This is a genomic window from Actinoplanes sp. NPDC051470, from assembly GCF_040682035.1.
In the GTDB taxonomy this organism is placed as follows: Bacteria; Actinomycetota; Actinomycetes; order Mycobacteriales; family Micromonosporaceae; genus Actinoplanes.
Map to the genome: position 1 here is coordinate 45,427 of NZ_JBFBAA010000002.1, position 26,032 is coordinate 71,458.

Annotated in this window: 24 protein-coding genes; 13 read left to right on the forward strand and 11 right to left on the reverse strand. The window is 68.9% G+C overall.

All coding sequences use genetic code 11. The annotated features are described in order from the left end of the window. Positions 1-102: 102 nt before the first annotated feature. Genes AB0M54_RS05285 through AB0M54_RS05300 form a run of 4 tightly spaced genes read left to right on the forward strand, consistent with a single transcriptional unit; the run spans position 103 to position 9,492 of the window. Entirely contained in the window at positions 103-3,597 is a 3,495-nt protein-coding gene (locus AB0M54_RS05285; RefSeq protein ID WP_364469245.1) for a tetratricopeptide repeat protein, read from the forward strand. Beyond that, positions 3,594-4,730 (forward strand): hypothetical protein, encoded by a 1,137-nt coding sequence (locus tag AB0M54_RS05290; protein ID WP_364469247.1) that lies wholly within the window; start codon positions 3,594-3,596, stop codon positions 4,728-4,730. The genes AB0M54_RS05285 and AB0M54_RS05290 overlap by 4 nt, the downstream gene beginning before the upstream one ends. Then, on the forward strand, positions 4,727-5,311 hold the full coding sequence (locus tag AB0M54_RS05295) for a hypothetical protein (protein ID WP_364469249.1): 585 nt from the start codon (positions 4,727-4,729) through the stop codon (positions 5,309-5,311). The genes AB0M54_RS05290 and AB0M54_RS05295 overlap by 4 nt, the downstream gene beginning before the upstream one ends. Next, positions 5,308-9,492, forward strand: a complete 4,185-nt coding sequence (locus AB0M54_RS05300) for a hypothetical protein (protein WP_364469251.1) — start codon at positions 5,308-5,310, stop codon at positions 9,490-9,492. The genes AB0M54_RS05295 and AB0M54_RS05300 overlap by 4 nt, the downstream gene beginning before the upstream one ends. Here AB0M54_RS05300 and AB0M54_RS05305 read toward each other — a convergent pair. The 4 genes from AB0M54_RS05305 to AB0M54_RS05320 all read right to left on the reverse strand — a co-directional run bounded on the left by AB0M54_RS05305 (position 9,459) and on the right by AB0M54_RS05320 (position 11,188). Continuing rightward, complete coding sequence (locus tag AB0M54_RS05305; RefSeq protein ID WP_364469253.1) at positions 9,459-9,860, reverse strand: hypothetical protein; 402 nt, start codon at positions 9,858-9,860, stop codon at positions 9,459-9,461. The two genes, AB0M54_RS05300 and AB0M54_RS05305, sit on opposite strands and share 34 nt — an antisense overlap. A 101-nt stretch (positions 9,861-9,961) precedes the next feature. Next, complete coding sequence (locus AB0M54_RS05310; RefSeq protein WP_364319815.1) at positions 9,962-10,252, reverse strand: hypothetical protein; 291 nt, start codon at positions 10,250-10,252, stop codon at positions 9,962-9,964. A 25-nt stretch (positions 10,253-10,277) separates the two neighbouring features. After that, a complete protein-coding gene (locus AB0M54_RS05315) occupies positions 10,278-10,565 on the reverse strand; it encodes a hypothetical protein (protein WP_364319817.1) in 288 nt (95 codons plus the stop codon). Between the two features lie 38 nt (positions 10,566-10,603). Further along, positions 10,604-11,188 (reverse strand): hypothetical protein, encoded by a 585-nt coding sequence (locus AB0M54_RS05320; protein ID WP_364469256.1) that lies wholly within the window; start codon positions 11,186-11,188, stop codon positions 10,604-10,606. Between the two features lie 186 nt (positions 11,189-11,374). Here AB0M54_RS05320 and AB0M54_RS05325 point away from each other — a divergent pair, with 186 nt between their 5' ends. From AB0M54_RS05325 to ugpC, 4 genes are read left to right on the forward strand one after another with little or no spacing between them, the layout of a single operon-like run. Next, positions 11,375-12,586 carry an ABC transporter substrate-binding protein gene (locus AB0M54_RS05325; RefSeq protein WP_364469258.1) on the forward strand — a complete coding sequence of 404 codons (1,212 nt, stop codon included), beginning with the start codon at positions 11,375-11,377 and terminating at the stop codon, positions 12,584-12,586. Positions 12,587-12,588: 2 nt separating this feature from the next. After that, positions 12,589-13,530 carry a sugar ABC transporter permease gene (locus AB0M54_RS05330; RefSeq protein ID WP_364469676.1) on the forward strand — a complete coding sequence of 314 codons (942 nt, stop codon included), beginning with the start codon at positions 12,589-12,591 and terminating at the stop codon, positions 13,528-13,530. Between the two features lies 1 nt (position 13,531). After that, a complete protein-coding gene (locus AB0M54_RS05335) occupies positions 13,532-14,371 on the forward strand; it encodes a carbohydrate ABC transporter permease (protein WP_364319823.1) in 840 nt (279 codons plus the stop codon). A gap of 8 nt (positions 14,372-14,379) precedes the next feature. Then, positions 14,380-15,591, forward strand: coding sequence for a sn-glycerol-3-phosphate ABC transporter ATP-binding protein UgpC (ugpC, locus tag AB0M54_RS05340; RefSeq protein WP_364319825.1), 1,212 nt, complete (start codon positions 14,380-14,382; stop codon positions 15,589-15,591). A 60-nt stretch (positions 15,592-15,651) separates the two neighbouring features. Here the strand turns inward: ugpC and AB0M54_RS05345 are convergent, their stop codons facing one another. Beyond that, on the reverse strand, positions 15,652-16,671 hold the full coding sequence (locus AB0M54_RS05345; RefSeq protein WP_364319827.1) for an aldo/keto reductase: 1,020 nt from the start codon (positions 16,669-16,671) through the stop codon (positions 15,652-15,654). A 147-nt stretch (positions 16,672-16,818) separates the two neighbouring features. Between AB0M54_RS05345 and AB0M54_RS05350 the strand changes: the two genes are divergently transcribed. Beyond that, on the forward strand, positions 16,819-17,787 hold the full coding sequence (locus AB0M54_RS05350) for a winged helix-turn-helix domain-containing protein (protein ID WP_364319828.1): 969 nt from the start codon (positions 16,819-16,821) through the stop codon (positions 17,785-17,787). Positions 17,788-17,849: 62 nt separating this feature from the next. On the opposite strand, the gene AB0M54_RS05355 is transcribed toward AB0M54_RS05350, so the two are convergent. The 3 genes from AB0M54_RS05355 to AB0M54_RS05365 all read right to left on the reverse strand — a co-directional run bounded on the left by AB0M54_RS05355 (position 17,850) and on the right by AB0M54_RS05365 (position 20,699). After that, entirely contained in the window at positions 17,850-19,634 is a 1,785-nt protein-coding gene (locus tag AB0M54_RS05355; protein WP_364469260.1) for an anthranilate synthase family protein, read from the reverse strand. Between the two features lie 162 nt (positions 19,635-19,796). Then, on the reverse strand, positions 19,797-20,306 hold the full coding sequence (locus AB0M54_RS05360; RefSeq protein WP_364469262.1) for a hypothetical protein: 510 nt from the start codon (positions 20,304-20,306) through the stop codon (positions 19,797-19,799). 153 nt (positions 20,307-20,459) lie between these two features. Further along, positions 20,460-20,699 (reverse strand): hypothetical protein, encoded by a 240-nt coding sequence (locus AB0M54_RS05365; RefSeq protein ID WP_364319832.1) that lies wholly within the window; start codon positions 20,697-20,699, stop codon positions 20,460-20,462. A 172-nt stretch (positions 20,700-20,871) separates the two neighbouring features. Here AB0M54_RS05365 and AB0M54_RS05370 point away from each other — a divergent pair, with 172 nt between their 5' ends. The 3 genes from AB0M54_RS05370 to AB0M54_RS05380 are packed head-to-tail and all read left to right on the forward strand — an operon-like array spanning position 20,872 to position 23,170. After that, positions 20,872-21,246 (forward strand): response regulator, encoded by a 375-nt coding sequence (locus AB0M54_RS05370; RefSeq protein WP_364319834.1) that lies wholly within the window; start codon positions 20,872-20,874, stop codon positions 21,244-21,246. Between the two features lie 12 nt (positions 21,247-21,258). Next, positions 21,259-22,434 (forward strand): CHASE3 domain-containing protein, encoded by a 1,176-nt coding sequence (locus tag AB0M54_RS05375; protein ID WP_364469264.1) that lies wholly within the window; start codon positions 21,259-21,261, stop codon positions 22,432-22,434. Continuing rightward, entirely contained in the window at positions 22,427-23,170 is a 744-nt protein-coding gene (locus AB0M54_RS05380) for an ATP-binding protein (RefSeq protein WP_364469266.1), read from the forward strand. Before AB0M54_RS05375 ends, AB0M54_RS05380 begins: the two co-directional genes overlap by 8 nt. Positions 23,171-23,499: 329 nt before the next feature. On the opposite strand, the gene AB0M54_RS05385 is transcribed toward AB0M54_RS05380, so the two are convergent. Further along, positions 23,500-24,543, reverse strand: coding sequence for an NAD(P)-dependent alcohol dehydrogenase (locus AB0M54_RS05385; RefSeq protein WP_364469268.1), 1,044 nt, complete (start codon positions 24,541-24,543; stop codon positions 23,500-23,502). A 94-nt stretch (positions 24,544-24,637) separates the two neighbouring features. On the opposite strand from AB0M54_RS05385, the gene AB0M54_RS05390 reads away from it, so the two are divergent. Further along, positions 24,638-25,222, forward strand: a complete 585-nt coding sequence (locus AB0M54_RS05390) for a TetR family transcriptional regulator (RefSeq protein WP_364319840.1) — start codon at positions 24,638-24,640, stop codon at positions 25,220-25,222. A 7-nt stretch (positions 25,223-25,229) separates the two neighbouring features. Here AB0M54_RS05390 and AB0M54_RS05395 read toward each other — a convergent pair whose 3' ends face one another. Both AB0M54_RS05395 and AB0M54_RS05400 read right to left on the reverse strand, forming a co-directional pair. Continuing rightward, positions 25,230-25,673 (reverse strand): DUF1206 domain-containing protein, encoded by a 444-nt coding sequence (locus AB0M54_RS05395; RefSeq protein ID WP_364469270.1) that lies wholly within the window; start codon positions 25,671-25,673, stop codon positions 25,230-25,232. A gap of 11 nt (positions 25,674-25,684) precedes the next feature. Further along, positions 25,685-25,993 (reverse strand): DUF1206 domain-containing protein, encoded by a 309-nt coding sequence (locus AB0M54_RS05400; protein ID WP_364469272.1) that lies wholly within the window; start codon positions 25,991-25,993, stop codon positions 25,685-25,687. Positions 25,994-26,032 lie beyond the last annotated feature (39 nt).

Here is a 26,032-nt window from a genome sequence, read left to right on the forward strand (position 1 = left end):
GCTTCACGAGTGTTCAGTTGATCTCCGCGTGCTTCGATACTGTCCGTCCACCTCATCGACGGGCCGCTCTGGTGGCCCGTCGGACGAAGAAGGCGGCGGACCGTGGCGGCAGACCGGGTCGATGTGTTGATCGTCGTGGCGAAGAAGGTCGAGTTGGACGCGGCGAAGTCCGCCGCGTTGGCCAAGCCGGATGGCGGGCCGGGGGTGGCGGGCTGGGTGGAGTCGGCCTGGCCCGGTGCCTCTTCGCCGTACTGGCGAGGGACCTATCGCTATGGCGATCACCGCGAGTTGTCGGTCGCGCTCGTCCGCCAACCGGCGATGGGCGGCCGTCATCTGGCCCCGATCGCCACGGCGTTGGTCGAACAGATGAATCCACGCTGTCTGGCGATGTGCGGTATGTGCGCGGGAAGCCCCGAGTACACCGACATCGGCGATGTGGTCGTCGCGTCGCACGCCTACGTCTGGGACGAGGGAAGAGAAACTGAGACGGGCTTTGAGCCTGACCTCGACCCCCTTCCCATGAACAGAGCTTGGCTGAGTGTCACCCAGGAGTTCGATCCGGCCGATCTGCCGAGCCAGGGAACCGTTTCGCCTGATGACTCGAAGTGGTGGCTGCTCGAGCGTCTGCGGCGAAACCAGGATCCACGCGGACACCCGGGTCGTGAGCGGTACTTCGCAGCGGAAACCTGGGGGCCGCGGCTTGCGGTTTGGGAGAAAGAAGGGCTGATCGCTCGGTCGCAGGACGGTTCCTTCCTCCTCGCGGAGGAGGGCAGGCAGCAGGCGCTTCAGCGCTGGTACGACACCGTGGACGGTCCACTGGCGCTTCCGTTCCGGGTTGTGGTCGCGCCGATGGCGTCCGGCAACTCGGTGGTCAGGAACCAGGTGCATTGGAAACGCCTGGCCAACATGGGAATGCGACGTACGGCCGGGCTGGACATGGAGTGCGCGACGATCGCCACGGTGGCCCGCGAGCGCGACGTTCCCCACTGGCTGGTGATCAAAGGCGTCGCGGATCATGGCGACGCCCACAAGGACGACCAGCACCAGCCTTTCGCCTCCCGGGCGGCAGCCGAGGTTCTGTACGCGCTGCTTCCCGAACTGATGGGCTCGTCGGTGCCTGTCTCGACCAACCCGTCCGCCACCGCGCAGCTTGAACGCGACCTTCCCGATCTGGTCGGCCGGGACCAGTTCGTCAACGATCTGGTCGGCCGGCTGGCCCCGGTGATCAAGGGCATCGAGGCACAGCCGGCGATCGTCGTCCTGTGGGGACCCGGCGGAGTCGGCAAGACCACGGTGGCCACACGCATCGCTGGTCACCTGCGCGAAGGGGGCGCCTACCTCCTTTCCGTCAACCTCAACGGAGCCGGAGCGCCGGAGCGCCGGAAACGCTCCGATGACGTGGTGATGAGCTTTCTCGGTGAACTCGGCGATGACGTGTCCCGGATCAAGCCGGAACACCGTCTGGCACGGTATCGGCGGCACCTCGCCGAACGCACCACGGTTCTGCTGCTGGACAACGCCTCGGATGCCGCCCATGTACGTGACCTTCTGCCCACGGCTGGACGGTGCGTAGTCATTTTGACCAGCCGACGGTCGTTGATGGAACTCGATGGGGTGAGCCGCGAACAGGTCACCCTGCTGGAGCGGGACCAGGGCCTCGAACTGCTCCGGAGTGTGGTGGGTCGAAGCCGAGTCGACGCCGAGCTGGAGGCGGCCACCGCGGTGGTGGACATGTGTGGCGGACTTCCCCTCGCCGTCCGGATCTGCGCGAACCAGCTCGACAGCAGGCCGGGCCGTCGCTTCCGCTGGCTGGAGACGAAGCTCCAGGTGCGGCGGCTGCCGCACCTGACCGCCGGCGAACGAAGTGTCCGCGCCGTGATCGAGTTGAGTTACCTCCACCTCATCGGCCGGAACGAACAGCGAGCGTTCCGTCTGCTTTCCCTGTTGGGGCAGGGTGATCTGCCCGTCTGGGCCCTCGCCGCGCTGCTGGACGTCGGCACGACCGAAGCCGACACTCTGCTGGACGAACTCATCGGGGCCGGGCTCGTCATCGAAGTCGAACACGACGGGAAGTTCGTGCGCGGCCGGTTTCATGACCTCGTACGCGAACTCGCCCGAGACCTCCTCCGGACCGAGGAGCCGGCGGCCGAACAGCACATGGCCGTCTCCCGTCTCGCGGATACTGTCCTACGGCGAGTGACCATGGCATACGACGAGTTGCGGCCGGCCGATCAAGCCCATCTCGCGCTCGAGGTACCCGAGTCGGGAAGGGATTGGGCGGCTTGGGTCGCCGAGGAGGCGAGCTGCCTCGTCGAGGTGGTGGAGCTCGCTGATCGTTTCGACCTGCATGCCGTGGTCTGGCGGATCGCGTGCAAGCTGATCCCGGCGCTCGAGGTTCCGAGCCTGTGGACCGAGTGGAAACAGGTCAACGACGTCGGGTTGCGCGCCGCGAAGGCAGACGGCGCCACGCACGCCTACGCCGAGCTGCTCCGGTTGAGGGGCGACCTCCGCGCCTGGTACCTGCACAGCGGCGACGATGCGGTGATCGACCTGGCGAAGAGCATGGACATTCTGACGGAACTCGACGACGTCGGCGGCGCGGCCGGTGCGCGTGTCCGACTCGGCGAGGCATACCGGTTCGCGGGCCATCGCGGGAAGGCATTGATCGCGATGCAAGCGGCGCTGGCGGCCTTCGTGAGCATCAACGACAAGGCCGGAGCCGCCACGGCACTTTCCAGCATCGGCGGCGTGTATCGGGCGCAGGGCCAGACCCAGCTCGCCGTCGATGCCTTCCGCGAAGCCTTGCCGATCTTGGAGCGATCCGGGGATCGGCGGTCGGCGGCCATCGCCATGATCAGCCTGGGAGACACCCTGCATCTGCGTGCCGAGTGGGACGAGGCGATGGATTGGTTCGCGCGATGCCGCGTCCTGTTCGACGAGCTGGGTGATGCTCGTTGGGTCGCGAACACCGACCGCCACATCGGCCAGATATGCCTGCTGTGCGGGCGACTTGACGATGCCGAGAAGCTGTTCGACGACGCACTCGCCGTGTTCCTGCTGCTGAAGGACAAGCGCCGCGAAGGGCTTGCGCGGTGGAACATCGGGGAGCTCCGCGCTGATCGAGGCGATCTGAGCGGAGCTATGGAGAGCCTCCGCACCGCCCGGCAGATCTTCGCCACGATCGAGGACAGGCTCTGTGAGGCCTTGACGGTTCAGGCGGCTGCGGACGCGCAGACACGCCTGGGATCCCTGGACGACGCCAACAAGTGGGTCAGGATCAGCCACGAGCTGTCCGTCAAGGGAGAACATGACTTGGTCACGGTGATGTGCGACCTCAACAGGTCGGCCCTCCTGGTCCGTGCGGGACGGCCGGATGACGCGCGTGCCCTGGCCGACACCTGCCTGACCGCGGCACGGAACTCGATCGCTCCGCGGTGGGAGGCGGCCGCGCTCGTTGCTCTCGGTGATGCCGCTGAGAGGGCCGGCGATCCCGCCGCGAGAAGGCGCCACCTGACGGCCGCCCGCGACCTGTATCACCGGATTCAGATGCCGCAGGCCGCTGATCTGGACCGACGGCTGGCGGAGGATCCGGCATGAGGATGACAACGACCGGACGCGTACTGGCCGGCCGGGGCTGGGCCCCGACGATCTCCGCTCTCTACCCCGGCCATCAGCTGGTCCGGTTCGGGAACACGATGTTTCCTGCCACCGTCTTTCCCGCTCCCGGTGGGGAGGACCCGGACAGCGCCCTCGGCGACCTCGATCTGGGTCTGATCCCGGCGGAGCATGACGCCGACCCGGGCCGAGCCTTCCGGTCTCTCGGCTTCGACCCTCGCGGTGAGGCCGACTACCGGGAGTACGCCGGCAGCCTCGCACATCCCGGCCTGCACGATGGGCCGACCTACGCAGCGGTCCGGATCCGGAACACGTCGAACGGTCCCCGCATCGACGCGAAGCCGGGATCCTATTTCGCCTCGCTGGCCACCGCGGAGATATTGGAGCAGGAGTTCGTCCAGACTCTCGTCGCCGATCCGGACCATCCGGCGCGGATGGACGCGCTACCTCGGCGAGCCTGGTTGCACCGCCGCCTCGACGGGGCCGATCCAGTTCTGGACGGCAGGTTCCGCGCGGGCGCCATGTCGGTTGCCGTCACCATCCTTCATCCGGCTCCGACAGGTCACAACGCATTGCTGGTGCGTCGCTCGGCACACGTTCGTACGCATCCTGGGTTCTTGCACGTCGCCCCGGCCGGGATCCTGGCTCCGTCCGGGGCGACCAGGACAGACTGGCGCGAGGGCTTCTCTGTTCGGCAAACGGTTCTCCGGGAGTACGCCGAGGAGATGTTCGGATATCGCCTGGAGACCTCCGGCGCCGCCGAGGTGAACGCGACCGTGCCCGTGCGCGATCTGGTCAAGGCGATCGAAGCGGGCGAGGCCGAACTACGTCTGACCGGTGTGTCGGTCCCGTTGCTCACCCTTCGGCCAGAGATCTGCGTTCTGCTCCTCGTGCACGAGCCCGACCGCTGTCAGTGGCTGGTCGACGGTCACAACTGGGAGGTGGGCAACGTCGTCGAGCTCGCTCTCGACGACGAGTTCCGGCCGGCGACGCGTCCCTCATCGGTGGACCTGAGCGACCTGCTCCCGGCGGCCGCGGCGTCGCTGCACCTGGCCACCGAGTCGGCTCGTGCGAATCAGCCGTCTGCTCCCGGTCACGAGAGAAGGTCAACATGACGGACTCGGAGATCTCCATCGAGCGGCTGCTCATCGTCGAATACGAACGGCTCAAGGAGGAGCAGAAGAGCCGCATCGGGTTCCGGGACAATCTGATCTACGCCACTCTGGGGTCGATGGCCGCCGTGATCGCGGCAACGCTTTCCTCGAAGGGCCATGCCAATCTCCTCCTCCTGCTGCCGGCGGTCAGCACCGTGCTGGGCTGGACCTACCTGGTCAATGACGAGAAGGTGTCAGCGATCGGGACCTACATCCGAGAGACCCTTCGTCCGCGATTCGCCGCACACCACGACGGTGTATTCGGTTGGGAGAAAGCACATCGGGGTGATCGCTTCCGTCGCTCCCGGAAGGTTCTTCAACTGGTCGTCGACCTGGGAACCTTCTGCGTCTCCGCCTTGGCCGCCCTGATCGTGTACTGGGTGAACGGGCCATGGAGCTGGATATTCTTATCGGTCTCGGTCCTCGAGCTCCTCGTGGTGGCGCTCCTCGCCGTCCAGATGATCAGGTACGCGGATCTTGGTGTGGAGCCGGCCGCACCCGTCGCCGATAAGACACCCGAGACGCTTGAGAGCCAATCATGAGCGGTGTCGACGTCCTGATCGTGACCGCCCTGCGGGAAGAGTTCGATGCCGTCCGGCGCATCGGCCCGGCTACCTCCGACGGCGAGCCGGGAATCGCCAACTGGGTGGATCGGGACGACGACGCCATTCGGTATGGCACCGCGGACTACCTGGATCGTGACGGCGCGCGTTTCTCGCTCGCGCTTGCCCGGCCGGAACGAATGGGCGTAGTCACGACCTCGGCCGTGCTCTCCATGCTCGCCGGACAGCTCGAGCCACGCTGCATCGCGATGTGTGGGGTGTGCGCCGGCAACCCGAAGTACACGACGGTCGGAGATGTCGTGGTCGCCGATTATGTGTTCTCGGCGGAGGAGGGCAAGCGGAGGACCGAGGGTCTGTCACCGGACTTCCGCCATTACCAGGCCGCCGCGCGGATCCTGAAAGCCGCTGAGCTGCTGTCGGAAGATGCCGGACACCTGCCGAGCTTCGGCGCCCCGACAAGTGCGGACCGAGAGCTCTGGATACTTGACCGACTTCATGCCGGTGAGCAGCCGTTGGAGCACATCGCGTATACGCGGTATTTCTCGGACGAGACCTGGCCGGCCATGCCGTACCGGATGGAGGCCGACGGCCTGATCAGCTTCACGGCCGGCCGATGGCGGCTGACCGGCAAGGGACGAGAGCTTCTGGCGCGGAGGATCCAGGATGCCGGTGGGGGACCGGCCCGGCTTCCGTTCAACGTGCTCAAGGGGCAGGTCGCGACACTGAGTGCGGTACGGGAGGACCCTGATATCTGGACGACGTTGACCGGGCAGAAGAGGTCCGTCGTCGCGCTGGACATGGAAGCAGTGACCGTGGCACAGGCCGCCCGCACTGCTGGTGTTCCGTACTGGATGGTCGTCAAGGGTGTCATGGACCATGCCGGCCCGGATCGCGACGACAGATACAAGCAGTTCGCCGCAACGGCCTCCGCCGAGGTTCTGTTCGACCTGCTCGGCCGATTGGCGCACGAGATCGCACCGAAGCTCAACCGCGGGATGTCCGGCGGGGCCGTCCAGATCCGTGCCGACCTCGCCGAGTGTGGATCAATTGTGTGGACGGATGCCGACTTCGCCGCGGGTCGGGCCGAGTCGGACGATGACGACCCGCCCTTGGACGAGGGTGAGACCGTCGACGTCTTCCTGCTCCGGAGTGGCGGTCTGCACAACCTGCAACGTCACTTCGATCGGCTCGGCGAAGTCTTCGATGTCTGGCTCAAGGCCGGACATCGCAAGCGGAAGGGTAACGGCCTCCGAGTCTTCTGGGTCGTCGGTCCCGGGAGCTCGCACCGCAGCAGGGCCCTTCTGGCGCTGCTTTCCCGGGCCGGGGGAATGGTGGACATCGTCTGCGACGCTGACCGCGACATCGGCCGTGCCGCGGCGTCCATCAAACGTCTGGCGAGCGCCCGCGCGATGGTCACCGGCATCGTGGGACTGGATCTCGTCGACACCGGCGATGCCGGCTGGGGCGATGTACGCACGGTGCTGCGCCGAATGGCGTACGACCCCATGTCACCGACCGGGAGCGGATCACTCCCTCTGATGGTCATCGGCGGTACCTCAGCGCAGGAACAACAGGTTTACAGAGCACTGGGGCAAGCCGTCGAGCTGAGCCCTCATGACGTCGCGGGCAACTCGGCGCCGTCGCCCGCCAGCGATGCCGGGGCGTTCGGCATGGCGAGTGATTCGCTGCCTGACGACGACATCTACTACCGCGGGCTACCGAGCACCACTCGTGATCTGTACGGCCGAGAGGCTGATCTGAACTTCTTGCGTGCCGCCTGGAACGATCGAGGCACAAGCATTCTTTGCATCGCCGCACTGGGCGGAGTGGGTAAATCGTCCTTGGTGAACTACTGGCTCCGGGAGATGCGGGGCAAGAACTATCCGGGAGTCCGGAAGTTGCTCGCCTGGTCCTTCTACAGCCAGGGCACCAAGGACGGGATGGTGTCCGCGGAGCCGTTCATGATCGACACGCTCCATTGGTACGGTGTGCGCGAGGCCGATCTGCTCAGCGCGCCGGATCGAGCCCGCCGCCTGGCCGAGCACATTCGATCCCGGCCCACGTTGGTCATCCTCGACGGTGTGGAGCCGCTCCAGTACCCGCTGAGTGCGCCGGACGTCGGGGGCCAGTTCACCGATTCGGCGATGACGATGCTCATCGACGAACTCGCCGAGCCTGGCTGGGGCGGGCTCTGCCTCATGACCACCCGGGTCAGACCGACAGCGCTCGAGGCTGATGCGGCGGAGAGTGGCCGCGGGACGGTCAGGCTTCTCGAACTCGGCAACCTCGATCCCGCGGCCGGAGCCGACCTGCTCCGCCACATCATCGGCGGACCTGGTCCGTTGGTGGAGAGCGAGCTGCTGGAGGCGGTGCGCGACGTCGACGGACATGCTCTCGCTGTGAATCTCCTCGGCCGGTACGTGCGCGACGTGCACGCGGGCCGTCTGTCCGGGCGGCTGGAGCTGCGGGGGCTGGCGGCCACCGACGGGCGTGGCCACGCGCGTCGGATCATGGAGAAGTACGCGGGCTGGCTCACGGAGCACCGGTGTACGCGCGAGCTCGAGATCCTGAGCATCATCGGCCTGTTCGATCGCCCAGCTCCACCGGAAGAGATGTCGGTCGTGCTGAGTGCCATCCGGCGTGGTTCCCACGGTGGCAATGGACGAGTGGGCGACCCCGAGTGGAACGATGCCGTCGACAAGTTGCGTGAGATGGGGCTGGTCAGTGACGAGTTACCGGAACTGCGCGGAACCCTCGATGCCCACCCTCTCGTCCGGGAACACTTCCGCGACCGGATGCGTCAACATTCCGGGGATCTCTGGCGGCTGGGGCATGCGGCGCTCTTCGACTACTACCAACGCAAGGCGCCGGCGCAGCCTGAGGACGCCGCGAAGATGAATCTGCTCTACACAGCCGTGCACCACGGTTGCGCGATCGAGCGCCATCAGGAGGTGTTCGACAACATCTTGGTTCCTCGGGTCTGGCGGGGCACTCGCGAGAGCTTCTCCACCCGCCGCCTCGGAATGGTCGGTTCTGAGGTGGTCGCTCTGTCGCACTACGTCCGCCTCCCGAGATGGAACGAGCTCCGCGACCTGTCCCTCACGCTCGAGGCTGAGGTGACCGTGATGTCCAACGCGAGCCTCAGGCTTCGTCAGCTCGGCCGGTTAGGAGACGCCCGGGCCAGCTGCGGCGCGCTGCTGGACGTGATCGACGATGCGGAGAAGAGGGATCGGCCGGGAGCCCAGATCGACGGGCGCCACCTCGCCGAGGCAGCATTCGCGGCATCGCTGTACACCGAGTTGCTGGTGATCGCCGGAGCGCTGGAGAGTCCGAAGCCCGAGGGCGGAGTGACGGCCGAGCTGATGAGCAGGCGCGCAATGACCTTCGCCGACCGAGCGTCGGTGCCGTACTTCCAGATGTACGCGCGGTCCTGCCACGCCGAGGTCGCATTCATGCTCGGAAAGCTCGACGAGGCGGACGATCGGTTCGCCGAGGCGAAGGCCGTCGACGGCTCGGACTACCCATTCGTCTACTCACAGAACACCTATCGGTACGGCTACTACCTGATCGACACCGGCCGAGCACGAGAGATCGTCGAGCAGGCGGAGGACCCGGGTTGGGCACTGAACGGCAAGAACTCGTCGCAGCTCTCCCGTGCCCTCCGCCCGTTGGTCGTCGGTGCCGCGGCCAGGTCCATGGTCGAGCAGGGCGAGTGGGATCCCGACCGCCTGGTGGCGGCCAGGCCGATTGTCGATGATGCGATCGTGCGTCTGCGCAGCGTCGGCTATGCCGACTACGTGGTCCGTGGTCTGCTCGAACGATCTCATCTCCTTCGAATCGGCCGGCGGACCGAGGACTACGCCACGGCGGTCCGAGATCTGACCAAGGCGGCAGGTGCTGCCGCCGGAGCCGGCATGCGGTTGCTCATGGCCGACACAGATCTCCAGTGGGCCGCACTGGACCTTGCCTACTGGCCCGTCATGACCAGCCGTGAACGTGTAGCCGTAGGGTCCACGGTCCGCGACCGGTTGCGCAGGGCTGGTGAGCAGATCGAGGTGCTGCGGTACGGGCGTCGGCGCGGCATGCTGCGCGAGTTGACGGAGCGGGCCGCGGCGTACGGATTCGATCAGGGAACCAGTGACACGACTGCCCGGGGATAAACGTCCGGCTGGTCCGGGTCGTAGGGTCCATCAGTCAGCCCGACCATGGTCAGTGCGGCTGATCCGTCGTTACGGATCGCATGTGACATTCCCGTCGGCACGTACACGAGAACCGCACCGGACCCTTCGAAGCGACGGCTCTGTGGAGTTTCTCCCGGCCCCTCATCCCAGTGCAGCGACCAGCGGTCCGAGGCCAGGACGAGCAAGATCTCATGCCGGAGGACGTGATAGTGGTTGCCTCGCACGGCACCTGGAGCGATGGTGGCCAGGTGGATGTCGGCCACCGGAAACGAGCTGCCGACAAGCTCGACCGGCACGCTGAAACTGCTGCCTCGGGTGTCGCCGGTATTCGGCAGTTCGACCACCATGAACTCACGATCCGGCACGACAAGACCGTTTCACGTCCACCCGTTACGCACAACCAGGTGGCGAATTCGAGTGAGTCGCTGGCGCCGGACGCGACGGGGATCTAGCCGGAGACCAACTGGGCCAGGGCCTGGGCCAGGCGCATCGTCGCGGCGTGCAGGCGGGGCGGCTGCTCGGTGCGGCCCGGGTCGGCGTGTGCCTTGTGGTGGGGGACGCGCAGCGTGGCCAGGGCGTCGGCGGTCGCGCGGAGTTCCTCCCACGAGGCGGTGTCGACGGCCAGTTGCATGCCCAGCACGGCGGCCTCGTAGCGGCGCCAGCCGGCCGGGCTCATGCGTTGCACGGCGATCGCGTGCAGGGTGCGTTCGGCGTAGCGACAGGTCGAGTCATGATCCATGTGGGTCTCCCCCGACCTCTCTGGGCTATGCCTCGATGATCACCCCGGCCCGGGTGATGATCGCTTCGGCCACCCGGCGTAGCTCGGCCTGGTCCGGTTGGAAGCCCGCGGCGATGTCCGGGTGCAGGTGGGTCCGCGTCTCGATCAGCAACTGCTCGGTCAGCTGGTCGACATTCTCACCGGCGTACCTTTCCGAAATCTTGTCGGTCGCGGCGGCCAGCGCGGAGGAGAGCTGATCCTCCAGCGGGCCCTGGAGCTTGCGTTCGACCGGGCTGAGGGACTGAGGATCCAGGTTGACCTGGGGTTCGACCATCCGGGGCGGATACCCATCCGCCCCGCGTCGCCAAACCGTCAGGGTCGGCCGCGCTTGACCTCGAAAACGGTGTCGCCGGCGGCCAGTACCGCGACCGCGTCCCAGATCTTCACGGCCTCGTCGACGTCGGGTACCGGGCCGATGATCGGGCCGTGCACACCGCGCGGCGCGCCCTCGGGCCACAGCACCGGCGAGCCGATGTCCGGCCCGGCCGACTGGAACGCCTCGTCGTGCGACTCCCGCACGGCCGCGTCGAGCGACTCGTCGTGCAGCGCCTTGGTGTCCTCGATGCCCGCCGCCTCGGCCGCGGCCAGGACGATCTCCGCCGAGATGGGCGCGTCGGCGCCGTGCGTACGGTTGCCGATCTCGGTGTAGAACCGGCCGATGGCCGCGTCGCCTTCAGGCGAACCCGAAAGCGAAGCGATCAGCCGCAGCGCCGAGAACGACGCCTCGGCCGGCGCCCGCCACTGCTCGGGCGCGTTGGCCAGGCCGCCGTTGAGGATGGCCAGGCTGAACGGTCGCCAGTGGATGTCGAGGTCACGCTCGGGCGCCACCTTCACCAGCCACCGCGAGGTGCGCCACGTGAAGGGACAGAGCGGATCGAAGTAGTAAGTCACCTGCATGAACTCATCCTAGGCACGGTCAAGGTCAACGATGCATTCGCGTTTGTCAACGGTGACGGAGGGGCACGGGACAGCTACGACACGCCCCACAGGCTGGATGGAGGGTCAATGGCTGACCAACATCTACATCCGCGACGGCGATCGATACGCGCCCGGACCATTGCGGCGGGGGCCGCGATCGCCCTGGTGGCTCCACTCGCCGCGTGCGGATCCGACAACGAGAGCGGAACTCCCGTCCTCAACCTCTATCAATTCCCCGTCGAGAACTTCCAAACCGTCGTCGATCGGTGCAACCAGGAGGCGGGCGGCAAGTACCGCATCGTCTACCAGGTGCTGCCGAGGCAGGCGGACGACCAGCGGGTGCAGATGGTGCGCCGGCTGGCCGCGAACGACGACAGCATGGACATCCTCGGCATGGACGTCACCTGGACCCAGGAGTTCGCCAGCGCGAACTGGATCAAGGAGTTCACCGGCCAGGACAAGACCGAGGTGGAGAACGGCACGCTGCCGGGCCCGCTCGCGTCCGCCGAGTACGACGGCAAGCTGTACGCCGCGCCGAACAACACCAACGTCCAGCTCCTCTGGTACCGCAAGGATCTCGTCCCGACGCCCCCGAAGACCTGGGACGAGATGATCCAGCAGGCCCAGCAGCTCAAGCAGGAGGGCAAGAACCCCTACCAGATCCTGACCATGGGCGCCCAGTACGAGGGCCTGGTCGTGCTCTTCAACAGCCTGGTCGCCAGCGCCGGCGGGCACGTGGTCAGCGACGACGGCAAGACCGCGGTGATGGACGCGGGCACGGTCAAGGCGCTGGAGGTCATGAAGAAGCTGGCCACCTCGGGCGTGGTCAGCCCGTCGTTCAGCAACGCGATCGAGGACGACGTCCGGCTGGCCTTCCAGAACGGCGGCGGCGCGTTCCAGGTGAACTGGCCGTACGTCTACGCGTCCATGCAGGGCGACGCGCCGGACCTGCTGAAGAACGTCGGCTGGGCCCGTTACCCGGGCATCGACGCGAACACGCCGAGCATCACCACGATCGGTGGCTCGAACATGGCGGTCAGCGCGTACAGCAAGCACCCGGACCTGGCCTTCGACGCGATCCGGTGCCTGCGCGGGCCGGACAGCCAGGAGTACCTCGCGGTCAACGCCGGTCAGCCGCCGAGCATCGAGGCGGTGTACGACCGGCCGGACATGCTCAAGGCGTACCCGATGAAGGACGCGCTGCTCGACGAGCTGAAGGACGCCGCGCCCCGGCCGCGTACCCCCGCGTACCAGAACCTCTCGACCGTGGTGGCCGCCGAGCTGTCGCCGCCGTCGCAGATCGACCCGCAACGGACCGCCGACGCCCTGAAGAAGTCGATCCAGGACGCCCTCGACTCGAAGGGAGTGCTGCCGTGACGATTCAGCAGGAGCGGCCACCGGTCGCGGAGAAACCGGCCGGGAAGTCGAAGCCGGTGCTGAGTGAGGGCAAACGCCAGGAACGCAAGCTCGGCTGGCTGCTGTGCGCGCCGGCCGCGCTGGTGATGGTCGCGGTGACCGCGTACCCGATCATCTACTCGCTCTGGCTGTCGCTTCAGCGCTACGACCTGAAGTTCCCGGACGAGCGGGAGTTCGTCTGGTTCGAGAACTATGCGACCGTGCTGACCAACAGCTACTGGTGGACCGCGTTCGGCGTGACCATGCTGATCACGATCGTGTCGGTGGCGGTCGAGCTGGTGCTCGGCATGGGGCTCGCGCTGATCATGCACCGGACCATCATCGGGCGCGGCCTGGTGCGGACCTCGGCGCTGATCCCGTACGGCATCGTCACGGTGGTCGCGGCGTTCAGCTGGCGGTACGCGTGGACCCCCGACACCGGCTACCTGGCCAACCTGTTCGCCGACGGCGCCCCGCTCACCGAACGGGCCAGCGCCCTGGCCATCGTGATCTTCGCCGAGATCTGGAAGACCACGCCGTTCATGGCGCTGCTGCTGATGGCCGGGCTCGCCCTGGTGCCGGACGACCTGCTCAAGGCGGCGTCGATGGACGGTGCCACCGGCTGGCAGCGGTTCACCAACGTGATGCTGCCGGTGATGAAGCCGGCCATCCTGGTCGCGCTGCTGTTCCGGACCCTCGACGCCTTCCGCGTCTTCGACAACATCTACGTCCTGACCGCCGGGGCCAACGAGACCTCGTCGGTGTCGATGATCGCCTACAACAACCTGATCAAGGGGCTCAACCTCGGCATCGGCTCGACGATGTCGGTGCTGATCTTCATCACGGTCGCGATCATCGCGTTCATCTTCGTGAAGCTGTTCGGCACCGCCGCACCCGGCAGCAGCGACGACGGCGGGAGGCGCTGACATGGCACTGGTGGACACCTCGCCGAAGGCCAAGCTCAAGTGGGGGCTGCTCGACGCGATCGTGGTGGTCTTCGCGATCTTCCCGGTGCTGTGGGTGGTGTCGCTGTCGCTGAAGACGACGGCCACGCTGACCGACGGCAACTTCATCCCGCGCGAATGGACCCTGGACAACTACCGGCTGATCTTCCAGACCGATCAGTTCGTCCGCGCGCTGATCAACTCGATCGGCATCGCGCTCATCTCCACCGTCATCGCGGTCGTGCTCGGCACGATGGCCGCGTACGCGATCAGCCGCCTCGATTTCCCGGGCAAGTCCCTGCTCGTCGGGGTCTCCCTGCTGATCGCCATGTTCCCGCAGGTGTCGCTGGTGTCCCCGCTGTTCAACATCGAACGGCAGACCGGCCTCTTCGACACCTGGCCCGGGCTCATCCTCCCGTACATCACGTTCGCGCTGCCGCTGGCGATCTACACGTTGTCGGCGTTCTTCAAACAGATCCCGTGGGACCTGGAGAAGGCGGCGAAGATGGACGGCGCCACCCAGGCCGAGGCCTTCCGCAAGGTGATCGCGCCGCTGGCCGCGCCGGGCGTCTTCACCACCGCGATCCTGGTCTTCATCTTCTGCTGGAACGACTTCCTGTTCGCCATCTCGCTGACCTCGACCGAGCGGTCCCGCACGGTCCCGGTGGCGCTGTCGTTCTTCACCGGCGCCTCCCAGTTCGAGGACCCGACCGGCGCCATCTCGGCGGCGGCCGTGGTCATCACGATCCCGATCATCCTGTTCGTGCTGTTCTTCCAGAAGCGCATCGTCGCGGGGCTGACGTCCGGCGCGGTCAAGGGCTAGGTGAATCCATGGCTGACATCGTTCTCGACAAGGTGACCAAGAGCTACCCCGACGGCACCACCGCCGTGCACGGCATCGACCTGGAGATCGCCGACGGCGAGTTCCTCATCCTGGTCGGCCCGTCCGGCTGCGGGAAGTCGACCACCCTCAACATGATCGCCGGGCTGGAGGACATCACGTCCGGCGAGCTGCGGATCGGCGGCGAGCGGGTCAACGACAAGGCGCCCAAGGACCGGGACATCGCGATGGTGTTCCAGTCGTACGCGCTCTACCCGAACATGACCGTCCGGGAGAACATGGCGTTCCCGCTGAAGCTGGCCAAGCTGCCCAAGGACGAGATCGACAAGAAGGTCAACGACGCGGCCAAGGTGCTCGACCTCTCGGAGTATCTCGACCGCCGGCCGGCCAACCTCTCCGGCGGGCAGCGGCAGCGGGTGGCGATGGGCCGCGCGATCGTCCGCAGCCCCAAGGTGTTCCTGATGGACGAGCCGTTGTCCAACCTGGACGCCAAGCTGCGGGTGCAGATGCGCACCCAGGTGTCACGGTTGCAGAAGCAGCTCAACACCACCACCGTGTACGTCACCCACGACCAGACCGAGGCGATGACCCTCGGTGACCGGGTGGTGGTCATGCGCGGCGGTCACATCCAGCAGGTCGGTGACCCGCAGACGCTCTACGACCACCCGAAGAACCTGTTCGTGGCCGGGTTCATCGGCTCGCCGTCGATGAACTTCCTGCCCGCCACGGTGGCCTCGGGCAAGTTGCAGACCGCGATCGGCGAGCTTCCGCTGGGCGAGCGCATGCAGCGGGTGCTGGCCGCCGGGGACGCGCCGCGCGAGCTGGTGCTGGGCATCCGGCCCGAGCACTTCGAGGACGCCGCGCTGGTCGAAGATCGACAGCGGTCCCACGGGTACGAATTCACGGCGCCGGTCGACCTGGTTGAGTCGATGGGGTCGGACAAGTACGTGTACTTCACCGTCGAGGGCGGCGCGGCGACCGCGGCCGACCTGGCCGACCTGGCCGCCGACGCGGGCGGGGCCGACCTCCCGACCAGCGACGGGACCAGCCTGGTGACCCGGTTGTCGGCCGAGTCCCGGGTCCGCGACGGCGCCTCGCTGAAGGTGTGGCTCAACCTCGACAAGATCCACCTCTTCGACCCCAAGGACGGTCGCAACGTGACCCTGCACGAGGGCCGGGCGGCCGGGGTCGCCGCTTCCTGACCCACTGCTTCCTGACCCACCGCGAAGGCGGGCGCCGGCCTCCGGCGCCCGCTTCCGTCTCTAGAGCGCCCGGTCGCGCTGGTTCACGCCCAGCTCGCCGTACGGGTAGTCGGGGGCGTGCAGCTCGCTCGCCTCGTCGAGGACGGCCGTCTCGGCGTCGGTCAGGTGGAGCCCGGCCGCGCTGAGATTGGTCGCCAGCTGGTCGACGGTGCGGGCGCCCAGGATCGTCGACGTCACGCCGGGGCGGTCGGTCACCCAGGACAGCGCCACCTCGGCCATCGAGACGCCGCGGCCCTCGGCGACGCGCTGCACGGCGTCGACCACGGTCCAGGTGCGGTCGGTGCTACGACGGTCGTACGCCTCCATGCCGCGCTGCGGGTTGTCGCCGAGCCGGGTGTCGCCGGTCGGCCGCTGGTCCCGGGTGTACTTGCCGGTCAGCCAGCCGCCGCCGAGCGGGCTCCACGGCAGCAGGCCCAGGCCGGCGTCCTCGGCGGCCGGCACGATCTCCCACTCGATCTCGCGGACCAGCAGGTTGTACTGGGGCTGGAGGCTGATCGGGGCGACCAGGCCGAGTTCCCGGGCCCGGGCCACCGCCTTGGTCAGCTGCCAGCCGGTGAAGTTGGAGAAGCCGTAGTAGCGGATCTTGCCGGCCCGGACGAACGAGTCGAGCGTCCGCAGCGTCTCGTCGATCGGGGTCAGCGGGTCCCACGCGTGCGCCTGGTAGAGGTCGATCGCGTCCACGCCGAGCCGGGTCAGCGACGCGTCCAGCGCGCGGGTCAGGTGGCGGGCGGAGAGGCCCAGCCCGTTGGGCTCCTCGGCCATCGCGAAGCGGCCCTTGGTGGCCAGCACCACGCGCTCGGTCACCTCGGCCGGGCGGGACGCGAACCAGTGCCCGATGATCCGTTCCGACTCGCCGGCCGAGTAGACGTCCGCGGTGTCCACGAACGTGCCGCCCTGCTCCACGAACAGGTCGAGTTGGGCGTGTGACACCTTTTCGTCGGACTCGTTGCCGAACGTCATGGTTCCCAGGCAGTGGGCGGAGACGGCGCAGCCGCTGCGCCCCAGCAGTCGATATTCCATGACTTGAACGTATGCCCACCGGACGCAAGGCCATTCGACCATGGTGAAAACCGTCCGGATTGTTCGGAACCTGACAGTCTTACCGGGTTGTGTCGACCAGACTGACCCAACACAGTGGACGGCAACCGAGGAACGGGGAAGCCTGCGGTGCTGCGCATTCATTTCACGGAAGACGATCTCGCCCGGATCCGGCTCTCCGATGAACCTGATCCGTTATGGGAAACCCTGCTCAGCCTGCACATGTTGCAGGAGCGTCAGCCGCCGCCGATGTACGCGGGCTGGCGCGCCCGGGTCGGCCGGCAACTCGACCCGGGCCTGCGCCCGCTGCTGGCGCTGGCCCCGCCGAAGGGCTACTCACCGGATTTCCTGACGCCGGAGATCGGCTCGGAGGGGATTCAGGAAGGTCTGGACGCGATCCGGCACACCTCCGCCGCGACCTTCCGCCGTGACCTGGCGGTGCTGGCGGCCTACCAGCCCCACGTCGACAACCGGTTCAAGGCCCTGGCCGCCGCCGAGAAGGCCGCCGTGCACGACCTGACCGGCAAGATCGAGCGCTACTACGAGACCGCCCTGCAGCCGTACTGGATGCAGATCCGGGCGGCGGTCGGCGCCACCCGCGTCGCCCAGGCCAAGGAGGTCGCCCGCGGCGGGCTGGAGGCGCTGTTCGCCGGCCTGCACCCGAACGTGCGCTGGCGCCGGCCGGTGCTCGAGCTGCACGGGTTCGCGGTCAACCGGGACATCCGGCTCAACGGCCGCGGCCTGCGCCTGATCCCGTCGTTCTTCTGCCGTCAACATCCGACCGTGCTGCGCGATCCCGACCTGCCCACGGTGCTGGTCTATCCGCTCGACCCCGATCAGGTACGCCTCGCGCCGGCCCGCCGCACCAGCGACAACCCGCTGGCGGCACTCATCGGACGCACCCGGGCGGCGATCCTGGAGGCCACGGCCGACGGCTGCACCACCACCGAACTGGCCCGCCGGCTGGGCATCTCACCCGCCACCGCGAGCCACCACGCCTCGGTCCTGCGCGACGCCGGCCTGATCACCACGATCCGGATCGGCACCTCGGTGCTGCACACCATGCACCCCCGGGGCGAGCTGCTGGTGAATCAGTAACGACTGGGTCGGTGGTCCAAGCGGAGGCTCTCGATCCGCTTGAACCACCGACAGTCCTTTCGCTACCCGATGTTCGCCGGACTAATCGCGCGGGCGAGCAACGGAGGCAGCAAATCGTGAAGAACGGCGATGCCGTCGCGGCTGAGCACCGACTCCGGGTGGAACTGGACGCCGGCGAAACCGGGGCCGCGCAGGGCGTGCACGCTGCCGTCGGCCGGGTCGCGGGCGATCTCCACCGGGCCGTACGGGCTGATCAGCCGATCGTCCCCGGAGCGGGCGGTGAAACTGGAATAGAAACCGACTTTCCGCGGCCGGCCGAACAGGTCGATGTCCTGGGCGACACCCTGGTAGGGCGCGTCGCGGCGGTGCAGGGGCAGGCCGAGCAGGCCGGACAGGATCTGGTGGCCGAGGCAGACGCCGAGCACCGGGCGCCCGGCGGCGAGCAGGCCGGTGGTCAGGCCGCGCAGGTAGGCCATCTTCGGGTCGCCCGGGTTGCCGGGGTCGCCCGGGCCCGGCCCGACGATGACCAGGTCGGCGTCGAGGAGACCGACGTTCCGGTACGACGTGAGGGTGACGCGCAGGCCCAGCGAGCGGAGCTGGTGCGCCAGCATGGCCGTGAACGTGTCTTCCGCGTCGACGATGGCCACCGAACGCCCGGCGAACGTGCTCAGCGCGGGCGCCCGCTCGTCCAGCCAGAACCGCGCCAGGTCGGTGTTGCGGTTGGTGAGCTCACGGCGTACCTCAGCGGTGTCGATCTCGGGTGGCGGGCCCGACGAGGAAGCCGGCGGCCGGACGCCCAGCGCGGCCAGGATCCCCGCGGCCTTGGTGTGGGTCTCGGCGACCTCACCGGCCGGCGTCGAGTGCCGGACCAGGGTGGCGCCGACCGGAACCCGCAGCGCGCCGGTCGGCGAGATCTCGGCGGTGCGGATCAGGATCGGCGCGTCCAGCGTCGGCCGGCCCGCCTCGTCGTGCCCGAGCAGCGCCAGCACCCCGCCGTAGTAGCCGCGCCCGCGCCGCTCGTGCCGGGCGATCACCCGGCAGGCGTTCTCGATCGGGCTGCCGGTGACCGTGGGCGCGAACATCGTCTCGCGCAGCACCTCGCGCACGTCCAGCGAGCCGCGCCCGGCCAGCAGGTACTCGGTGTGGGTGAGGTGGGCCATCTGCTTGAGGTAGGGGCCGACGACCTGGCCGCCGTGCTCGGCGACGACGGCCATCATCTTGAGCTCCTCGTCCAGCACCATGAGCAGCTCCTCGACCTCCTTGGGGTCGCGGAGGAAGTCGAGCAGGCCGCCTCCTTCCGAATGCCGGAACGTGCCGCTGATCGGGTTCATCATGGTCAGCCCGTCGAGCACGCTCACGTGCCGTTCCGGTGAGGCGCCGACGAGGGTACGGGTGCCGGTGTGCACCAGGAACGTCCAGTAGGCGCCCTGCTCGCCGTGCAACAGCCGGCCGAACGCCTGCTCCGCGTCGCCGTCCATCGTGGCCTCGTACACGCGATGGATGACGAAGTTGGAGCCCTCGCCGCGGCCGATCTCGTCCCGGAGCACCTCGGTGACGATCTCGGCGTACGCGTCGTCGTCGATGTCGAAGCCGCCGCCGGTGACCGTCACCTCGCCCGGCGGATAGGCGCTGAGCGGCTTGCGTTCGCGGCCGGTGATCACCAGGCATTCGAGCGGCGCGTCGTCGTCGACGCAGTCGAAGCCGCGCTCGGTGATCTGCCGGTACGGGATCAGCGCGAGCGTGTCGTCCGGCGGGATCTCGGCGAGCGTGGCCACGGTGACGACGTGGCCGGTCAGCACCTCGACATGGTCGGCGCCGTCACGGTGGAGCAGTGCGTACGGTGGCATCGGGTCTCTTCTCGGGTTCGTGCCTGCCCGAGACGCCCGGCCGGTGGAAACGCGAAACGGCCGCCTCGGGGAGGCGGCCGCGGATGTCGATCACGCGCGGGGGAGTGGGCCGCCGGTCAGGCGGGCCACCACATGGTCAATCGCGCGTTCATGGCCGGAATCCTACGCAGCTTCCGTGACGCAGCGCCAGCTTCCCGGGCCGGCCGGTTTCGCCTCGGCCTTCGGGTCGGCGTGGATCAGGCGGCACGCCGCGGTCAGGTCGGCCGGCTGGGCGGCGCCCAGGAACGGCTCGCACATCCACGTGCCGCCCTGAAGTTCGGCGGTGGTGAGCGGGCCCGTCGTCGCGACGCAGTACCGCGTGAGGCCGGCCTGATCAAGCACGCCCAGCACGACGGGTGGGCGCTTCTTACGGCGTTGTCGCGCCACGTCGGGGGTCGCCCTCTTCGGGGTGTACGCCTTCGGCGTCGCGATCGCCCGGGAGGTGTTCTGCTCGAACCGGGGGACCGGATGGTTGCTGCGCACCTGGACGAATCGGGCGCCGATCAGGGCCAGGCTGACCAGGCTGAGCGTGGCGCAGACGGCGAGGATCAGCCCGGGTTGCCGGCGCCGGCGCCGGTGTCGCGGCCGGGGCGCGAGGTATCGGCCGCGCCCGTGGCCGCGATGTTCCGTCACTCACGCAACGTTACTTTTGCTGGTCCTCGCGCCGGTCATCGTCACGGTGCGTGTGTCATCCGTCGTTCGGTCGAGGCCGGTCACCCCTGTCCCAGTGGTAGACCCTGGCGGTATCCGGGCGCCGGATGCCGCTCTGCGCCACCACTCGTACCGTCAGGCCTCGGTGTACGCGTCGCGCACCGCGTGCCGCGCCCACCGCATGCGGCCGGGCGCGCAGTCCGGGTGCTCGCCGAACTCCTGGGCGACCAGCTCGGCGCAGCCGCCGGCGCCCAGCCGCTCCAGCGCGGCGATGACCGCCTCGCGGACCGACTCGGGCGACGGGCGCTGCGAGCGTTGCAGGTCGGAAGCGAACAGTGCCTCGGTCCGGACGTCATCGGTGAGCAGTGCGGTCATCGGATCCTCCTGCCGGGTCTCGGTTCTTCGTGCCTCTGTCAAGAAGACCGCTCGCCGGTTGGCGCTCCGCTGCGCCCGGGTTGCCATGCCGTTGCGGGATCCCGGGTCATAACCGGATTAACCGGATATCGTCCCGATAGGTAGCGTCTGTGAAAGAACCGGGGGACAAGCCGTGACGGTGGTGCTGGTCGCCGACGACGACGCCGATATCCGCGACCTGGTCTCGTTCAAGCTCGAGCAGGCCGGCCTGGAGGTCGTCCCGGTCGAGGACGGCCAGGCCGCGCTGGAGCAGGCCCGCGCCCGCCGGCCCACGCTGGCCGTCCTGGACGTGTCCATGCCCGGCCTGTCCGGCATCGACGTGTGCCGGATGCTCCGGGCCGACCCGGCCACCGCCGGGATCCTGATCATCATGCTCACCGCCCGGGTCCAGGAGCAGGACGTCGAGGGCGGGTTCAGCGCCGGCGCCGACGACTACGTGACCAAGCCGTTCAGCCCGCGCGAGCTGGTCTCCCGGATCCAGGCCCTGCTCAGCCGAACCAGGGCCTGACCGGCAGACCTCATGCGCGGCGACGGATCGGTCCGGCGGCTGCTCGGGCGGACGTTCGCGCTCCTGGCCCTGCTGATCCTCGGCGCCGGGCTGGCCGAGATGGTCGCGGTGCTGCTCCAGCACCGGGTGGTCGATCAGCTCAGCACCCACGTCCAGCCGCTCCAGGTGGCCAACGCCCACCTGCGCGGCGTCCTCGCCGACGCCCAGCGGAGCCTGCGCGGCTACCTGCTCACCGGGGACGGCCAGATGCTGGACGGCTACTACGTCGCGCGCAGCGACTACGGGAAGGCCGTGGACGACGTCGAGACGCTGGTCGGCGACCGGGAGCAGGGCGGCATCACCACCCAGCTCCGGCACGCCGACCAGTGGTGGGCGGTGGCCGAGCGGCAGCGCCGGACGCCGCCCCGCAGCGAGGCCGCGGCCGAGTACGTGACCGAGGGCAAGCCGCTGTTCCAGGCCTTCGCCGCCGCCAACCAGGAGCTGGACCTCTCGCTGGCCGCCCGGGCGGCCGCCCTGCAGCGTCGCAGCGCCCGGCTCGAGTGGCTCACCGTGAGCGCCGTCGCGGCACTCACCGTGATCGCGGCCGTGACCGCGGCGATCACCGCGGCCCGCGCGAACCGCCGGATCACCACGCCCTTGGGCCGCCTCGTCGAGGTGCTCGACCGGCAACGCGCCGGTGACCACGCCGCCCGCGCCGACCCGGCAGCCGGTCCGGCCGAGATCCGGGCGGTCGCCGAGGCGATCAACATCCGGGCCGAGGAGGCCGACCGGGCCCGCACCGCCGACCAGGACGTGGCCCGGCTCCGCGGCGCCGTGCGCGAGCTGGGCTATCGGATCCGCGGCCACCTGGTCGTCGACGACGCCATCCGGGAGGCGGTGCACGGCCTGGCCGGGATGCTCGGCGCCGACCACGTGCTGGTGCGGACCACCGCGAACGGTGTGCCGCCGGCGGTCAGCCTGCACGACGAGCACCGGCCCGGCGGCCCGCTGGCCGACCTGGCCGCCTGTGACACCACCTGGCTGCGCAGCGGCGACGTCTGGGCCACCGACGACCCGGCCCCGGCCGGCGACGTGCGGCCGACCGAGCAGGAGCAGCGCGCGTGGCGGGTGGGCCGGCGACGGGCCCGTCCTCGCGGTCGCGGTCAGCGGCGGGGACGAGTGCATCGGCGCGCTGACCCTGATGCGTGACGGCGGGCCGTCGTGGACGGCGGTCGAGACGCGGCTGGCCGAGGTGGTCGCGGCCGACCTGGGGCGCGGCGTGCACCACGCCCGGCTGTACGAGCACGAGCAACACCTGGTGGCCCGGTTGCAGGAGTTGGACACCGCCAAGACCGACTTCATGTCGACCGTGTCGCACGAGTTGCGTACGCCGCTGACCAGCATCTCCGGCTATCTGGAACTGATGCTGGACGCCGAGGCGGGCGAACTGTCCGACCCGCAGCGCCGGATGCTCGAGGTGATCTCCCGGAACACCCGGCGGCTGCGCGAGCTGATCGAGGACATGCTGATCCTGTCCCGGATCGAGTCCGGCGCGTTCCGGATCAGCAAGCGCGACGCCGAGGTGGCCGGCCCGCTGGCGCTGCGCGCCGACCCCGAGCAGATCGACCGGGTGCTGATCAACCTGCTGACCAACGCGGTCAAGTTCACCCCGCCCGAGGGCACGGTCACGGTGCGCGCGACCCGCGAGGACGACGAGATGGTGCTGGTCGTGGCCGACACCGGGATGGGCATCCCCGAGGCCGAGCAGCAGGCCCTGTTCGCCCGCTTCTTCCGCGCCACCAACGCCATCCACCAGGCCATCCCGGGCACCGGCCTGGGCCTGGCCATCGTCCGCACGATCATCGACAACCACGGCGGCTCGATCTCGGTCACCTCGACCGAGCGCGTGGGAACCACCGTGACCGTCCGACTCCCGGTCTCCTAGCCGGCCCCTTTGCTCTGAGCGCGTATAGGCAACACCCAGGCCCGAGGGTGTATGGCTCTGAGCGCGTACAGGCAACGCCGCGGCCCCTTTGCTCTGAGCGCGTATAGGCAACACCCAGGCCCGAGGGTGTATGGCTCTGAGCGCGTATAGGCAACGCCGCGGCCCCTTTGCTCTGAGCGCGTATGGGCAACACCCAGGCCCGAGGGTGTATGGCTCTGAGCGCGTATAGGCAACGCCGCGGCCCCTTTGCTCTGAGCGCGTATGGGCAACACCCGGGCCCGGGGGTGTATGGCTCTGAGCGCGTATAGGCAACGCCGGCTGGCGGACGGTCAGTCCAGATCGGACAGGTCGAGGACGAAGCGGTAGCGGACGTCGCCCTTCTCGAGGCGGGTGAGGGCCTCCTCGACGCGGGACGAGGGGACCAGCTCGATGTCGGCCGTGATGCCGTGCTCGGCCGCGAAGGCCAGCAGCTCGGCCGTGTGCTTGCGGCCGCCCACCCCGGACGAGGTCAGCTTCTTGCGGCCGAAGACCAGGTCCATGAGGCGGACCGGCGCCTCCAGCGGGGCGCCCAGCACGCTCAGCGTGCCCTCGAAGGCGAGCAGGGCCAGTAGCGGCGAGAAGTCGTGCGGCGCGGCGACGGTGTCCAGGATCAGGTCGAACCGGCCGAAGGCCTGCTTCAGCTGGGCCTCGTCGGTGGTGATGACGACGTCGGTGGCGCCGAGCGCGCGGGCGTCGGCGGCCTTGTCCGGCGTACGGGTGAGCACGGTGACCTCGGCGCCGAGCGCGACCGCGAGCTTGACGCCGAGGTGGCCCAGCCCGCCCAGCCCGGCGACGGCGACCCGGCGGCCCGGCCCGACCCCGGCCGAGCGCAGCGGCTCCCACATGGTGATGCCGGCGCACATGAGCGGGGCGGCGGCGGCCGGGTCGAGGCCGTCCGGCAGCCGGTAGGCGAAGGTCTCCCGCACCACGTACTCCCGGCTGTAACCGCCCTTGGTCACCGTGCCGTCGATCCGGTCGGCGCCGCCGTAGGTGCTGACCGCCCGCTCGTAGCAGAAGTTCTCCTGCCCGATGCGGCACATCGGGCAGGCGCCGCACGAGTCGACGAGGGTGCCGACGGCCACCCGGTCGCCCGGCGCGAACCCGGTCACCGCGGCGCCGGCCTCGGTGACCGTGCCGGTGAACTCGTGGCCCGGCACCAGCCCGTCGGTCGGCTTGCCGACGATGCCGTGGATGGCGTGCAGGTCGCTGTGGCAGACGCCGCAGAACTCGACGCGTACGGCGAGATCGTCCTCGCGCAGGTCGCGGCGCTCGAGCGGGACGCGTTGCAGGGCGGTCGAGTTGCCGGTGCTCTGCCAGGCGGTGGTGGTGCGCATGAGCCCTCCCAAACAAACTATTCGGTCTGCCCGAGACCGTAGCCGCTGATCGGCGAGAAACAAACCAACTCGTCTGTTTTGTTAGGGTGAACACGTGCCTGACCTGCCGACCACCGCCCGGGGCGCCGCGACCAGCCGCCGCATCCTCGACGCGGCCCGGGGCGAGTTCGCCGAGCGGGGCATCGCCGGCGCCCGGATCGACCGCATCACCGCCACCGCGCGCACGAACAAGGCCCAGGTGTACGGCTACTTCGGCAGCAAGGAAGGCCTGTTCGAGGCGGTGCTGGCCGACTGCCGGGCGCAGGGCGAGACCGTCCCGTTCGACGCCGGCGACCTGGCCGGCTGGGCCGTCGGCCTGTACGACGCCCACCTGCGCAACCGAGACCTGTTCCGGCTGATGGCCTGGGCCCGGCTGGAGCAGCGCCAGGCCGGCTTCCTGCTCAGCGACGGCGACACCGCCCCCAAGATCAAGGCCGTGGCCGACGCGCAGGCCGCCGGTCACCTGCGTCCCGGCAACCCGGCCGACCTGCTGCTGATGGTCTTCTCGATGGCGTCGGCGTGGTCGCCGTTCGGCGGCATCTACGCCGCGACGGCCGACGAGCCGGCCGCCGACCACGATCGCCGCCGGGCCATGCTCCGCGCCACCGTCGAACGCGCGGTGTCGCCGCTCCCGCGCTGATCGGGGGTCAGACCTTGCGGTACTTGGCCTCGGCCATCGAGAACAGGCCGTAGGACAGGAAGCCCAGCGCCACCAGGAGCAGGAGCCAGAAGCCGTACGTCTCGCCGGCCAGGGCCCGCAACGCCGCGTCCAGGCCGCGGGCCTTGCTCGGGTCGTACTGGAGGGCCGCGGTCACGAAGAGGACGCCGGCGATGCCGTACGCGATGCCCTTGGCGGTGAAACCCACCTCGCCGAGCCGGCGCAGCAGATTGCGGGTCGCCCTGGTCATCCGGCTGACCCGCAGGTGGCGCTCGAAGCGCTTGGTCAGGCCGGCGATCGCCAGGCCGGCGCCGATGGCCACCACGATCAGACCCGCCGCGATCACCGCGACCCGGCCGGCGCCGGAGCCGAGCAGGCCCTCGGCCGCGTTCTGCTGGGTGTCGGCGCTGGACGCGGGCTTGCCGCGCAGCACCTTGACGCCGTTCAGCCCAGATAGAGGTAGAATGCGGCCCGGCCGGCCGAGGCCACCCGCTCAGGCAGGCGGCGATCCTCGAAGATCTCCAGCACCTGCCACACTGCCATCGCCACCAGGCCGACGATGATCGTCACGATCAGCGCCACGCCGAACGGCGACTCGGCCAGCTTCTGCATCGCGCCGGACTGGTCGCCGTCGGCGGCGCGACTGCCGAAGGCGATGCGCACGATCAGGTACGCGAAGAGCAGGTGCACGATGCCGTAGCCGATGAAGCCGGCCCGGGTCAGCTTCTCCAGCCAGGAGTGTTGGGTGGGCATGGCCCGCCTCTTGACCCGCCGGCTCTCCGGCGGAACGTG

Excerpts from the sequence above, each read along its gene's own strand:
- AB0M54_RS05375 (WP_364469264.1), top strand. The coding sequence starts at position 21,259 with ATGCGCGGCGACGGATCGGTCCGGCGGCTGCTCGGGCGGACGTTCGCG.
- AB0M54_RS05290 (WP_364469247.1), top strand. The coding sequence starts at position 3,594 with ATGAGGATGACAACGACCGGACGCGTACTGGCCGGCCGGGGCTGGGCC.
- AB0M54_RS05295 (WP_364469249.1), top strand. The coding sequence starts at position 4,727 with ATGACGGACTCGGAGATCTCCATCGAGCGGCTGCTCATCGTCGAATAC.
- AB0M54_RS05380 (WP_364469266.1), top strand. The coding sequence starts at position 22,427 with ATGCGTGACGGCGGGCCGTCGTGGACGGCGGTCGAGACGCGGCTGGCC.
- AB0M54_RS05400 (WP_364469272.1), bottom strand. The coding sequence starts at position 25,993 with ATGCCCACCCAACACTCCTGGCTGGAGAAGCTGACCCGGGCCGGCTTC.
- AB0M54_RS05300 (WP_364469251.1), top strand. The coding sequence starts at position 5,308 with ATGAGCGGTGTCGACGTCCTGATCGTGACCGCCCTGCGGGAAGAGTTC.
- ugpC (WP_364319825.1), top strand. The coding sequence starts at position 14,380 with ATGGCTGACATCGTTCTCGACAAGGTGACCAAGAGCTACCCCGACGGC.
- AB0M54_RS05335 (WP_364319823.1), top strand. The coding sequence starts at position 13,532 with ATGGCACTGGTGGACACCTCGCCGAAGGCCAAGCTCAAGTGGGGGCTG.
- AB0M54_RS05345 (WP_364319827.1), bottom strand. The coding sequence starts at position 16,671 with ATGGAATATCGACTGCTGGGGCGCAGCGGCTGCGCCGTCTCCGCCCAC.
- AB0M54_RS05385 (WP_364469268.1), bottom strand. The coding sequence starts at position 24,543 with ATGCGCACCACCACCGCCTGGCAGAGCACCGGCAACTCGACCGCCCTG.
- AB0M54_RS05310 (WP_364319815.1), bottom strand. The coding sequence starts at position 10,252 with ATGGATCATGACTCGACCTGTCGCTACGCCGAACGCACCCTGCACGCG.
- AB0M54_RS05320 (WP_364469256.1), bottom strand. The coding sequence starts at position 11,188 with ATGCAGGTGACTTACTACTTCGATCCGCTCTGTCCCTTCACGTGGCGC.
- AB0M54_RS05365 (WP_364319832.1), bottom strand. The coding sequence starts at position 20,699 with ATGACCGCACTGCTCACCGATGACGTCCGGACCGAGGCACTGTTCGCT.
- AB0M54_RS05315 (WP_364319817.1), bottom strand. The coding sequence starts at position 10,565 with ATGGTCGAACCCCAGGTCAACCTGGATCCTCAGTCCCTCAGCCCGGTC.
- AB0M54_RS05305 (WP_364469253.1), bottom strand. The coding sequence starts at position 9,860 with ATGGTGGTCGAACTGCCGAATACCGGCGACACCCGAGGCAGCAGTTTC.
- AB0M54_RS05355 (WP_364469260.1), bottom strand. The coding sequence starts at position 19,634 with ATGCCACCGTACGCACTGCTCCACCGTGACGGCGCCGACCATGTCGAG.